Genomic DNA, 12,162 nt, shown 5'->3' with positions numbered 1-12,162 from the left:
CAGATCGACAGCAAAAACTTAGACGTAGGGAAAAAAGAATGATAAAAAAGGATTTTGTCGCAATATAGCGAATTGAAACTCCTTATCAGCGGAAAAAGGCTAAGACATTGAACGGAGGCACTCTTGTGATTAAAATTGCAGGCATTGACGTAGGAAATGATAGTGTAAAGCTGGTGGTTGATGGAGCATCGGAGCCGATTGTTGTCCCGAGCATCCTCTCCCCGGGCTATGAGCGTCATATTTTTCAAGATGAGGATTCACCGCTAAAAGCACTGGACGTGCGCGTATACAGCCCTAAATTGAAAAAGAACAACCAGCGCTACTTCGTAGGCTTGCTGGCGATGGAAGACCAGGATATTTCGGAGCTCGAAGAGACGGATAACAAAGGGACCAGTGATCAAGCGTTGATCGTGGCGCTGACAGCGCTTGCTTATGCGGGGCTGACTAGTCAAACCTATGAGCCGGTAGAAGGACAAACGACGCAAGCGGTAGAGTATATTGTGGGAACGGGTTTGCCGGTACGTACATATGCAGGGTTTCACAAAACTTTCGAGGAGCGCCTTGTAGGCGAGCATGAGGTGACCTTCCTTTCCACGCCGAAGCTGCGCGGTCGCTCCATTCGCGTCATTATCAAACGCGCGGTTGTTTCCATTGAAGGCGCAGCGGCGCTGTTCCATATGGCAACACACGACAACCTGACCGTGAAGAACGAGGAGCTGTACTACGGCTGCATCGGGATTTGCGAAATGGGCGCGCTCACGACGGATTTCCCGGTCATTAAACGGATGAGCATCGACAACCAGTTCAGCACGGGCGAGCAATTCGGCCTTGCCGGCTACCTGGACAATATCATCCGTGACGTGGAAGATCAGTTCGGCCACCGTTTCCCGAGCCGCACGAAGCTAATCCAACGGATCAAGAACCGCGACTATATCATTCAGCGGATTGGCGAAGGTCAGGCGGATATCCGTCCGATTGTGGACAACTACTTCAACCGCGCTGCCAATAAAGTGCTGGATCTGATTCTGAAGCGTTGGAAGAAGAACCCTGATATTCAGTGCTTCTATGTACTTGGCGGCGGAGCGTCCGCACTGCGCGAGTACATTAACGAAGAGGCTGGTTCCGTTCGCCTTCGTTTCGTGAACGACAGCGAATTCCAGAACGTATACGGCTACCTGAAGCTGGCCAAAAACAAAACGAACCAAGCAATCGCAGCTACAACAGCAGTTGCAGCAACAACCGAGCAAGAGTAGCTATTTCGCTTGAATAGAGCCGAGCCGCCTGTCGAAGGCGGCTCGGTTTTTTATTTTAGAGGCGACGGCTCAACTGTTCACCATATCCTCATCGCATTCACCCCATTCGCCTTGACTGTCCCTTAGCGCCTATATATAATTGACACAATGATTTGAGGGAGGCTTTAAAAAAGTGGACAAGCCAAATGAAATGATCGTCGTCCTCGATTTCGGCGGACAGTACAACCAGTTAATTGCAAGACGTATCCGGGATTTAGGCGTGTACAGCGAATTGCTGCCATACAATACTTCGGTGGAACGGATCCGCGAGCTGCAGCCGAAAGGCATCGTGTTCTCGGGTGGACCCGCAAGTGTGTATGAGGAGAAATCGCCGCTTGTAGATCCTGCGATTTATGATCTGGGTTTGCCAATTTTCGGCATTTGCTACGGCATGCAGTTGATCGCGCACCAGCTCGACGGTAAAGTTGAGCGCGCAGGCAAACGCGAATACGGTAAAGCTGATGTCGAGTTCATCGCGGGCAGCGAGCTCGTGAAAGATCTGGGCAGCAGCCAAACCGTATGGATGAGCCACGGCGACCACGTTGTGGAATTGCCAACAGGCTTCCGCGTTGATGCGAGCACGGACCATGCGCCAATCGCGGCGATGAGTAACCCGGATCGCAAAATTTTCGCCGTACAATTCCACCCGGAAGTACGCCACTCCGTACAAGGGAACGAAATGATTCGCAACTTCCTCTACAACGTGTGCGGCTGCGAAGGCAACTGGAGCATGACCACGTTTATTGAGGACACGATCCGCGATATCCGTGCGCAAGTGGGCAATGGCAAAGTGCTTTGCGCCCTGTCCGGCGGCGTGGATTCCTCTGTTGTAGCGATCCTGCTGCACAAAGCAATCGGCGACCAGCTGACTTGTATGTTCATCGACCACGGCTTGCTGCGTAAAGACGAAGCAGAAGGCGTTATGGAAACGTTCGTAGGCAAGTTCGATATGAAGGTTGTCAAGATCGATGCCAAAGAGCGCTTCATGGGCAAGCTGAAAGGCGTAGACGATCCGGAGCAGAAGCGCAAAATCATCGGCAACGAGTTCATTTACGTGTTCCAAGAGGAGTCTGCGAAATTCGACGATTTCGAATTCTTGGCACAAGGCACGCTTTACACCGATATCGTTGAGAGCGGTACGGCTACAGCACAAACGATCAAGTCGCATCACAATGTCGGCGGCTTGCCTGAAGATATTAAATTCAAGCTCGTTGAACCGCTTAAAACGTTGTTCAAGGATGAGGTTCGTAAAGTCGGCGAAGAATGCGGTCTGCCTGAAGCGATCGTATGGCGCCAGCCTTTCCCGGGTCCGGGTCTTGCAATCCGCGTGCTTGGCGAAGTTACGGAAGACAAGCTGAAGATCGTTCGCGATTCCGATGCGATTCTGCGCGATGAGATTGCCAAAGCAGGTCTTGACCGCGAAATTTGGCAGTACTTCACAGCGCTGCCGAACATGAAGAGCGTTGGCGTAATGGGCGATGCGCGTACGTATTCGTACACGGTCGGTATCCGCGCCGTTACTTCCATCGACGGCATGACAGCAGACTGGGCGCGTATTCCATGGAACGTACTAGAGAAAATCTCGGTACGTATCGTTAACGAAGTGGATAACGTCAACCGTATCGTTTATGACGTAACATCGAAGCCGCCTGCTACAATCGAGTGGGAATAGGCTGGAATTAGTAAAAGTACCCTCTTTTATTTGCGTAGTTCAGCAAATGAAGGGGGTATTTTTTATGCCCGCAAAATCAATCTTCTAATCGAATGGTTTATATATCCAAAGCGATGATATAGAATCCTAGTAGGAATCATTTAGATTATCGAGGATAATTCTGGCGGGGGGTTTATTTTTGTGAGAAAAGCTAAAGGCAGCATCCTATCTCGAAGAGTGGGAATAACGGCATTGATTGTAGTGGGGATGACGCTCGCGGCAGGTGCTGGAGCGTATGCCGCAACGAAAATGAGCTTGATCGTAAATGGTAAAAAATCAACGGTTGAGCCAGTATCTATCAAGGGGGTTACTTACGTTCCGATCCGTTCCGCGGCGGAGATGCTCGGTGCAAATGTGAACTACAATGCGGCTTCGAATTCAGTCATGATTACGAGCAAGCCCGATAAGTCTCCGTTAGGCGATGCTGGCAATGAAGCGGTCGGTTCAGTTAATGGAGTGGCCATTACCAAAAACAAACTGTACGATGCAATGGCTACGATTGGCGGGGCGCAGACGTTGGACAACCTGATTCAGGAAGAGCTGGTTAATCAAGAGGCGAAGAAGGAAGGGATCACGATCAGTGAGCAAGATGTGGATGCGGAAATCGCGAAGATCAAGAAGCGCTTCCCGTCTGAATCGGATTTTCAGACTGCGCTGCAGCAAGCAGGCATGACGCTCGACGATTTGAAGAGGCAAACGCCGATGCAGCTTCGCATTCGCAAGCTTGTAGAGCCGCGCGTAAAGGTGACTGACGCAGATGTGAAACAATTCTTCGAGGCAAATAAAGCAGAGTTCGATGAGCCGGAGCAGGTGAAAGCATCGCATATTTTGGTCTCCACGAAAGCAGAAGCGGACGAAATTATGAAGCAGTCGAAGGCAGGCGCGGATTTTGCGAAGCTGGCGAAGGAAAAATCAACAGACACAGGCAGTGCCAATGCCGGCGGTGATCTTGGTTTCTTCGGCAAAGGGGCAATGGTCCCTGAGTTTGAGCAAGCAGCATTCTCGCTTAAGGTTGGGGAGCTTGGTGGGCCGATCAAGTCGGAGTATGGGTATCACATCATCAAAGTAACCGACCATAAGGCAGCGAAAGCAGCGACGCTTGATGAGAAGAAAGCTGAAATCCGCGAACAGCTCGTTAGCCAGCAGGTTGCCGAACTTTCCCCTGTATTGCTGGCTGAGCTAAAATCCAAGGCGCAAATTACGAATACGCTTAAAGGAAAGTAATAGCGGATATAACCTGTACGATTCGATTGCAACTACATGTAAAGGGGCCAACTAGCATGATTCCCAGATCTGAAGTGGTAAGAGAAGATGTCAGAAGATCAAACAAAACGTACTATTCTTTGAGGGACAAGACCATCAATTATTATCAACTCCCTCAGATGCAATACTTGGTTGCTTCGGGATCCGGTGATCGGGATATTTACAGGATGCATGAGTATAAAGAGGTTTGGACAATGGGCCGGTTCATCAATCGAGTCAAGTATCACACGGTGCGGGAGCTAGGGAAAAATTTCAGTAGAATGCCGATCGAAATGGCGTGGACAACAGAGCGTGAAGAGGAAACGGAGTTTACGGCAATGATGTGGGTTCCGGATTACATCAGCTATGATTTATTTCACGTCACCGTCCATGAGCTGAAGAATAGGCTTGATCGATTCGATTTCGATCTTTCTTTGACGGCAGCCCCCAAGCGCTATTGCGCGCAATTATTACATACCGGAAGCTATGATCAGATCGAATCTTCGGTACAAGCTTTAGTGGATGGAATCGCTGAAGAAGGGCATCAAATAAAAGGAAGAACCCAAGAGATTTTCATGAATCATCCGCATTGTAACCCCCCGGAGAAGCTTAACATTCTTCTAAGGCAAGAGCTCTATGTAAACGGGGAATAGCTGGTCAATCACATGTGTATAACCCTCAATTTCCGCCTAAAGCGGGGATTGAGGGTTTTTTCGTATTACTCGAGGCAAGCGGGCGTCATCGAGGGCTTACCCAATAACTTTAACGAATCGTACAGGTCTTATTTAAACAAAAAGCAGCCATTTGAAATTCTAACAAATCCTTCAGGTCTTATTTGCTCCAAAATCCATGCATTTCAACCTATTTTGACTCAATAAGGTCTCTACGGTTCGTTAGAATAATTGCGGAGTCCTTTTCTCCTCAATAAGGCCTCTACGATTCGTTAGAGTAGTGCGGAGATTGATAAGCGGTTGGCATTCGGATGCTTGACAAGTATTAGCTGGTTTTTCGTTGAGCGCGAATCACTCCCCCATCCTACTCCTCCTCCGAGCTTTGCCGATAACCGCTTGGGGTGATCGACGTGATCTGTTTGAAGGTTTTGGAGAAATGGGAGGCGTTGGCGAAGCCGCAATATTCGGCGATCAGCTCCAGATGGAGCTCGGTGGTGCGCAGCAGCTCCTTGGCTTTACCGACTCTCATCCGGGTGAGGTAGCTGTGCGGCGGTTCGCCGAAAACTTGTTTAAAAATGAGGCAGAAATGGGATTCCGAGTAGCCGATATGCTGGGCCATGTCAGCGATATTGAGCGGCGCCGATAGATTGGAGGATAAATAAGCCTCCATGCGTGCTCGGAACCGATGCTCGTAATAATCACTCGCCGGACTTTGGCGGCCGCTGCTGCCAATGAGCTGTACCAGCAGCTCCAACGCTGATTGCTGCACCTTAATCATGCTGACCACATCGTGATTTTTGAAATTATCGACCATTTGCATAAGGGTATATTTCAGCTTCTTCGCATTCTCGGGAACGATGATCGGCGGGAGCTGCGCCAGACCCAGCTCATCAAGCCGAGGCTGCATCAGCTCGGAATATTTGGTTAGAATCGTCATCCCAGGCGTGGTGACAAAGCTTTGTTCACGCAGCGGATTGTAGAAGAAATCCAGATGCGCATTGGGGACGACGCAATCGCCGAATCCGTGTGTCGTAAACAGCAATCCGGGTTGAATGAGTGCAAATTCTCCCTCCAGCAGCTCATGCTCCTTCCCCTCGATCGTAAGCACATAACGCCCTTTCTCCAGATAAAGAAACAGATAATCAAGTAGCCTCCTCGGGCCTTGTACAAAGTCGGAACGCTCGAAAGTGTAACAGAGCCGAACATGGGGAGAGACGTGATAGCTCAGCGGATTATCCTTTACTGCCATTCCCAAAGTCCTTTCTATTGCTTGCTATAATAAGTGTTTTTGACAAGAAGATCATCGAATCCTACAAGGAAAATCTCGTTCCATATTATATCATTATTCGTATTACGAGTGTTTCTGCCACCCGAAAATAATAAAGATGTGTTAGTGGTTACGCAAGCATAAGGGACGTACTTCAAACGAAGGAGTGGTTGTCTGCCAATGGAGAACACGAGTGTAATGAGGTCCATGACGGTTCCGATTTTTGCAGGGGGAGGACGAATTGAATACGGGGAAAAGGAAATTCCGGTGCCCGGTCCAGGGCAGCTGCTCCTGAAGGTAAAGGCGAATGCCTTGTGCGGTTCGGATCGCGGGCAGTTCCAGCATGGAACCGATATCGTGCCAGGCCATGAGGCTGCAGGCATTGTCATTGCAGCGGGAGCGGGCACTGCCGTACGCGAAGGAGCGCACGGCGTTGTGTTTCTAATGGGATTTTGCGGCTCATGCCGGAATTGCAAGTCGGGCTTTACCAACCTGTGTCTGAGCAAATCCGCAGATTACGGGTTCTCGCATGACGGCGGCTATGCGCCTTATATGTTGATTAGTGAACAGGTGTTTTTTGAAATTGATCCATCGATCCCAATGGCGGAAGCGACGATGCTTCTGGATATTATGGGAACCGGCGGGCATGCGATCAAACGCGGCCTTCAGGTGCTTCCGAACATCGGCTCTGCCGTTATAGCGGGAGCCGGCCCAATTGGGCTTGGCGTTCTGGCGATGATCAATTTGCTGCTTGGCGAGGAAACGCCTGTATTCATCATGGATTTCAATGAATACCGCCTTCAATTGGCAGAGAAGATGGGGGCGATCCCGGTTAATCTTGGCCGTGAGCGTATTCGCGAGCGAATGGATGCCATGCAGGTTGAGGGTGTCGATCTGGCTGTGGATACCAGCGGCAGAACGGTTGCGCGACAAGCCGCACTTCATTGTTTGAACAAACCCGGCGCGCTTGTATGCGTGGGGCATGGGGAGGAACTGCATTTGCAGGTTTCCGGTGATTTGATCGCGACGGAGCGGACGGTGCTTGGCAGCGAGTATTTCCAGTACAAGGATTTGCAGGATAATCATCTAAGGCTCTTAGCGAATCTACCTTACCTGAAGCAAATCATTACGCACCGATTCCCGCTGAGTCAACTCCAAGAAGCGTATGAGCTGTTTTTCCGGGGCGATACCGGGAAGGTGATCATCGAACAATGAGCGGGACGAGACGGGTCAAAATAGCGCTTGTCGGTACAGGCGGCTGGGGAAAACAGCATGCCAGAATATTCGATGCCCACGAGAAGGTGCAGTTCTGCGCACTGGTGGGACGCAATCCGGAGAAGACCATGAAGGCTGCCGAGCAATTTCATACCGCGGCGTATACGGATCTTGCCGTAATGCTGGAGAAGGAGCAGCCAGATCTGGTCAGTTTGTGCTTACCGAATCAGGGGCATTTTGAAACGACGCTTCAAGTGATTCAGGCAGGTGTGCCGCTATTTGTGGAAAAGCCGCTTGTGTTCTCCCTGAGAGAGGCGGATATTCTGTTGAACGAAGCGGACAAACGGGGGTTGTTTTTTGCGATTAACTTCAACCATCGATACGCCAAACCGGTTCAATTGGCGCGCGAAGCGATCGAAGCGGGGAGACTCGGGCAGCTGACTTTTGCATCCTGGCGTTTCGGAGGAGAAGGTTCTAGCACGCATCCGCATGCCAACCTCATTGAGACGCAGTGTCACGGTTTCGATATGCTGGAACATCTATGCGGACCGATTGAAGCGGTGTCTGCCGAGATGTCCGACTTGATTCAAGCAGGCTTCAGAACCATCGCGCTTTCTCTGAAATTCAGCAGCGGCGCGGTCGGCAGTCTAATCGGAACGTATGATTCCTCTTATGCGTATCCGGACACGCATCGTGTTGAACTGGACGGTACGAAGGGACGGGTCGTGATTCACGATACCGTCAAGAGGTATACGTTCCATCCGTCCGGGAGTGAGCTGGGCGAGACCTGGGAAGCAGGATACTTCAATGATGCGGATCGCCAATTCCATCTCACAATGGACAAGCATGTCGATGCTATGCTGGCAGCATTTATGGCTGGGCAGCAGCCTCCGATTCATGCCGCTGCCGGGTATCGCGCCTTGGCAATTGCGGATGCGGCGATTCGCTCGTTCGAGAGCGGAAGACGAGTTAAGATGGATACCGCGCGTGGATCTGGATACTAATCGCCGGATTAAATTTTACCCTTCAAGGCAGTAGCCTACGCGGCTAATGCCCGTAGTGCATAGGCTACTATCAGTTAAAGAACAAGGGGTAATCCAAATGGCGAGAGCAACAACGACCAAAGATGAGTTGAGTGAATTATCTGCTGATGACCTTGCTTTGTGGGCGGCGATCATTTTAGTTGTCGGGGATCTATTTGGGTTGCTTGCAGTACTGAAAGCCAGAACAGAGAAAGAGGAATTATAAGAGTATGATGAAAGAAGGAGCGTTGCGTTAATGCCGGAACAAAAGCAGATTACAGCAGACGATCTTGCGAAAATTTCCGCTTCTCTAGCCATCCTGGGATACAGCATAGGGCTGCTTGCGCTTGAAAAAGCCGAATCGGAAAAACGAAGCAAAGAGAAGATATCGGCAGCAATCCATCACCTGATGAAACGATTCCATTAACCTCGTAGTGGACGAGCAGAACCATGCGAGAAAGCAGAATGGAAGGATGCTTTTCCGCTTTATAAGGACAATTACCTAATTTGCAAACGTTTCCCATTGACAGGCTCGGGAGTTCCTCGCTAAAATGTTCACAGATCAATACAAACAGAAACAGCATATCTTTTCGTATAATCTCAAGAATCGGCTTGAGAGTCTCTACGAGGTCACCGTAAATGACCTGTCTACGAGAAGCAAGACTAAGTAAGGCTGCGATCGGTCATATCGCGCCTTCTTGTCTTGTTTTGCGTGGAACCTAGGGAGAAATGCCGACAACATCGGCATTTTTTTTCTGGGTTCTTGTTTGTTCTGAAACATTTTTTGGGGAGGGTTTTTGAAAAATGGGTAGTTTCTTTCGTTTGAAGGAACACGGAACAAATGTAAGGACAGAGATTATGGCGGGCCTTACGACTTTTATGACGATGGCTTATATTTTGGCCGTCAATCCGGGTATTCTCGGAACTGCAGGACTTGATGGGTATTCAGTGTTTTTGGCAACGGCATTAGCCGGCGGTATCTTCACGATTGCGATGGGGTTGTTCGCGAACTTCCCGGTTGCGCTCGCGCCGGGTATGGGTCTGAACGCTTACTTCGCGGCAACGGTACTTGCTTCTAAGGCAACAGATACACCGATCTCGCCTTCAATGGCGCTGACGGCCGTATTTATCTCCGGTATCATCTTCTTGATCCTGACGATTACGCAAATTCGTCAGCTGCTGATTACAGCTGTTCCTGACAGCTTGAAGCATGCCATTACAGTAGGTATCGGTCTTTTCATCACCATCATCGGCTTGAAAAACAGCGGTATTATGACAGTCGGCGTTGAGAATACGGTTACGGATATTCCAAAAGGCGTCTTCACGGATGTACTGGGCTTCGAGTCCGTGTTCCACATGGGCAGCCTGGAGAACTCCAGCGTGTACCTGACGCTGATCGGCGTACTGCTGATTGCGATTCTGATGGTAATGCGCGTACCGGGCGCGATTCTGTTCGGTATTCTTGGCGTGACGATCATTGCGATCTTGACCGGCGACGTGAACGTGAGCGAAGCGTTGAAAGGTCAATCGTGGAGCCCTGATTTCAGCAAAGGCAACTTCTGGGACTTCGACTTCAAAGGTGTTATGGACACCGGCTTGATTTCCATCATTGCGACTTTCACATTCGTTGAATTGTTCGATACATTCGGTACACTGGTAGGTACGGCGAACCGTGCCGGCTACATGAAAGACCCTGCAAAAGGCAAGAAGCTGGTTGGTAAAGCGATGCTGGTTGATGCTATCGGCGTCAGCGGCGGCGCAATGCTCGGTACAAGCACAGTAACGGCATTCGTTGAAAGCTCTGCGGGTATCGCGCAAGGCGGACGTACAGGTCTGACTGCCGTAACAACCGGCGTTGCGTTCTTGGCAGCATTGTTCCTATGGCCGGTCATCGCATTGATTCCGGGCTCTGCTACTGCAGCTGCGCTGATCATTGTTGGCGTGCTCATGGTACAATCGATCAAAGAAATCGACTTCCAAGACATGGTGTATGCAATCCCGTCGTTCTTGACGGTTGCGCTTATGCCGTTCACTTACAACATCGCAAACGGTGTTTCCTTCGGTATCGTTTCGTATGTAGTGCTGGCTACAACAGCTAATCTTGCCGGCAAAAAAGGCGGCTACAAAGTGCACTGGCTCATGTGGGTGCTTGCGATTCTAATCGTCGCGCGTTACGCGTTTATCGGAAGCCAAGGCTAATAGTGACCAAAGAAGAGGACGGCGCAGAATCTGCGCCGTCCTCTTTTTTTGCCTTTAGCTGTGCTGCTTGTAGACCCCGTATTTGATCATATCGATAAAGGTATCGATCTCTTGGATCAGCTTCTGCTCGATAATGGGGGGAGCGAGAGCGTGTGACTTGTGAAGCTGTAGATACTTGTTCGACAATGCATTCAAGACGAAGGTGACATGGTTGAAAACCGCCTCGGCATCCAGCCCATCCCGCAGCGGGGCGGCGTCCAGAAGCTCGGCTTTATAGATGGACCGCAGCATAGCCGGCGTCGTGAATGTCTTCTGATACGCTTCGATCAACTTCTCGATCTCGGCTTGGACGGCCTTCGGCGGATGGCTGATGACACGCTGCACAAGCTCTGTCTCTTGAAAATAATGCAAAGTCACGCGCTGCTTCGCCAGCACGATCTCCTTGATATGCTCGAAGAAATCGGCCGCGCCGATCGCTTCCACCGCAGTAATCGTTTTCTCAACAAGCAAGTCCATCGCATGCTGGACAACGGCGAGATAGAGGTTCTTTTTGCTTTTAAAATAATGAAACAAAATGCCTTTAGAAATACCGGCTCTCGCCGTTATCGTATCCGTAGAGGTGTTTGTGTAGCCGTTCTTGGCAAACTCCTCGATACAAATCGTCATGATGAGCTCCTGTTTCTCCTCAGGAAGCTTCGCGAATGCGGGGTACACGGTTGAAACACCTCAGTTCTGTTAAAGACGACTAAACGGTGATGTCTTTTCTACTATAATACCAGTAAGCAGACAGCACGCAACAGACGATAACGACGGCCATAATGGTGATGTACAGCGGATCGAAATACCGGTCGGTTATGATGGCTGCCGCTTCGGCATACTTAAAGGGACTGATATATTTGAACCATGTGAAATGGTCGGAGACGCCCGAAATAATGCTGAAGAAATAAGTGATGAACACAAGGCCGAGCGACATGGATACGACGGACCGGGTTCTTCTCAGGATCGCCGAGAACAAGAACGAGAGGCTTGCGAAGGTCAGATGCATGAGCAGGACGGCCGATTCCAGCAGGAAGAAAGTAGACAGCGATACATCGTTATCCTTTGAGAATTGAAACCCGATTAGACTGGCGGCCACAATGACTAGGTTGAACAGCACAATATTGATGACTACGGCGGCTAGCTTCTGGCTGATGATCTGGGTTCTCGTAATCGGTCTGGAGAGCAGGAATTCGATCGTCTTCTCATGCTGCTCCTTCGCTACAATATTAGAAGCCAATAAGGATGCGAAAATGCTGCCGAGCAAGGTCGTCATCAAGTGGATCTCGATGCCGTAAAATCCGAGCAGGGTGCTCATGCTCAGCCGATCCATGCCGAAAGCTTTCTTCATCCCCTCGGGAAGGGTGCTCATCATATCGTCCAGCCCTTGCTGCTGCTTGGCGAATTCCGGGTAAATGCTTAAATATAAGAGGATGATCCCGGCCATAATAATACTCCAGATGATCAATCCCCGAAGATTTCGTTTAAATTCTCTTCTTAGAAGCAT

12 protein-coding genes and 1 riboswitch are annotated in these 12,162 nt (G+C 50.0%); of the genes, 9 read left to right on the top strand and 3 right to left on the bottom strand.

All coding sequences use genetic code 11. The annotated features are described in order from the left end of the window. Positions 1-125 precede the first annotated feature (125 nt). The 4 genes from AC50Y3_RS23295 (at position 126) to AC50Y3_RS23280 (ending at position 4,898) form a co-directional block, all read left to right on the top strand. Positions 126-1,253, top strand: coding sequence for a ParM/StbA family protein (locus AC50Y3_RS23295; RefSeq protein WP_494821115.1), 1,128 nt, complete (start codon positions 126-128; stop codon positions 1,251-1,253). A 172-nt stretch (positions 1,254-1,425) separates the two neighbouring features. Then, a complete protein-coding gene (gene guaA / locus AC50Y3_RS23290; protein WP_494821114.1) occupies positions 1,426-2,964 on the top strand; it encodes a glutamine-hydrolyzing GMP synthase in 1,539 nt (512 codons plus the stop codon). Between the two features lie 180 nt (positions 2,965-3,144). Next, positions 3,145-4,227, top strand: coding sequence for a peptidylprolyl isomerase (locus AC50Y3_RS23285; RefSeq protein ID WP_494821113.1), 1,083 nt, complete (start codon positions 3,145-3,147; stop codon positions 4,225-4,227). A 56-nt stretch (positions 4,228-4,283) separates the two neighbouring features. Continuing rightward, the gene (locus AC50Y3_RS23280; RefSeq protein ID WP_494821112.1) at positions 4,284-4,898 is read left to right on the top strand and encodes a hypothetical protein; all 615 of its coding nucleotides are present in this window, start codon (positions 4,284-4,286) and stop codon (positions 4,896-4,898) included. 382 nt (positions 4,899-5,280) lie between these two features. Here the strand turns inward: AC50Y3_RS23280 and AC50Y3_RS23275 are convergent, their stop codons facing one another. Beyond that, a complete protein-coding gene (locus AC50Y3_RS23275; protein ID WP_494821111.1) occupies positions 5,281-6,165 on the bottom strand; it encodes a helix-turn-helix domain-containing protein in 885 nt (294 codons plus the stop codon). A 198-nt stretch (positions 6,166-6,363) separates the two neighbouring features. Here AC50Y3_RS23275 and AC50Y3_RS23270 point away from each other — a divergent pair, with 198 nt between their 5' ends. From AC50Y3_RS23270 to AC50Y3_RS23250, 5 genes are all read left to right on the top strand, one after another. After that, entirely contained in the window at positions 6,364-7,398 is a 1,035-nt protein-coding gene (locus AC50Y3_RS23270) for an alcohol dehydrogenase catalytic domain-containing protein (protein ID WP_494821110.1), read from the top strand. Then, on the top strand, positions 7,395-8,402 hold the full coding sequence (locus AC50Y3_RS23265; RefSeq protein ID WP_494821109.1) for a Gfo/Idh/MocA family protein: 1,008 nt from the start codon (positions 7,395-7,397) through the stop codon (positions 8,400-8,402). Before AC50Y3_RS23270 ends, AC50Y3_RS23265 begins: the two co-directional genes overlap by 4 nt. A 97-nt stretch (positions 8,403-8,499) precedes the next feature. Further along, the gene (locus AC50Y3_RS23260; RefSeq protein ID WP_494821108.1) at positions 8,500-8,646 is read left to right on the top strand and encodes a hypothetical protein; all 147 of its coding nucleotides are present in this window, start codon (positions 8,500-8,502) and stop codon (positions 8,644-8,646) included. Between the two features lie 30 nt (positions 8,647-8,676). After that, entirely contained in the window at positions 8,677-8,847 is a 171-nt protein-coding gene (locus tag AC50Y3_RS23255; protein WP_494821107.1) for a hypothetical protein, read from the top strand. A 143-nt stretch (positions 8,848-8,990) separates the two neighbouring features. Continuing rightward, a riboswitch (purine riboswitch) is annotated at positions 8,991-9,091 on the top strand. Between the two features lie 133 nt (positions 9,092-9,224). Continuing rightward, the gene (locus AC50Y3_RS23250) at positions 9,225-10,619 is read left to right on the top strand and encodes an NCS2 family permease (RefSeq protein ID WP_494821106.1); all 1,395 of its coding nucleotides are present in this window, start codon (positions 9,225-9,227) and stop codon (positions 10,617-10,619) included. 54 nt (positions 10,620-10,673) lie between these two features. Here the strand turns inward: AC50Y3_RS23250 and AC50Y3_RS23245 are convergent, their stop codons facing one another. Both AC50Y3_RS23245 and AC50Y3_RS23240 read right to left on the bottom strand, forming a co-directional pair. Beyond that, a complete protein-coding gene (locus AC50Y3_RS23245; protein WP_494821105.1) occupies positions 10,674-11,333 on the bottom strand; it encodes a TetR/AcrR family transcriptional regulator in 660 nt (219 codons plus the stop codon). 31 nt (positions 11,334-11,364) lie between these two features. Continuing rightward, positions 11,365-12,162 (bottom strand): DUF2705 family protein, encoded by a 798-nt coding sequence (locus tag AC50Y3_RS23240; RefSeq protein ID WP_494821104.1) that lies wholly within the window; start codon positions 12,160-12,162, stop codon positions 11,365-11,367.

Source organism: Paenibacillus sp. J22R98 (genome assembly GCF_059383835.1).
Note: the sequence above shows the minus strand (reverse complement) of the source record. Positions and strands in the feature narration are given on the sequence as shown.